Annotated in this window: 1 protein-coding gene; it reads right to left on the reverse strand. The window is 69.0% G+C overall.

What is annotated here, in order from left to right; all coding sequences use genetic code 11:
* Positions 1 to 3: 3 nt before the first annotated feature.
* Positions 4 to 381, reverse strand: a 378-nt coding sequence (locus VT52_RS38355) for a hypothetical protein (RefSeq protein ID WP_167377783.1), incomplete at its 5' end; no start/stop codon positions are given.

A 381-nucleotide genomic window follows, 5' to 3' on the forward strand; every position in this document is an offset into this window, starting at 1 on the left:
TGGTCAGCGCCAGTTGGTGTCGTGGGTGAGTCGGTGGTGGTGGTTGTCGTACTGGTCGACGGAGGCGATGGTCTGTCCGTCGGGGACGGGTGCGGCCCAGGCGCGGTAGGTGGTGCCGGGGACGGTGATGGTGGTGGCTTTGATCCGGTGGCCGTCGGTGAGGGTCACCATGCCGTAGGCGACGTCGGGTTCGGGGTTGGCGACCATGAGCCGGGTGCCGGTGGTGCCCTTGTCGTGGAGCCCCCAGAGGCCCATTTCGCCTGCTGCGCCGGGGTCGTCGGTGCCGTTGACGAGTTGGCAGTCGGACCAGGGGCCGCCCTGGTGGTCGATGCGGGTGCCGTCGATGTACATGCGCTGGCACAGCAGTGACGTGCCGGGTGC

Source organism: Streptomyces malaysiense, from assembly GCF_000980885.2.
Taxonomy (GTDB): Bacteria; Actinomycetota; Actinomycetes; order Streptomycetales; family Streptomycetaceae; genus Streptomyces; species Streptomyces malaysiense.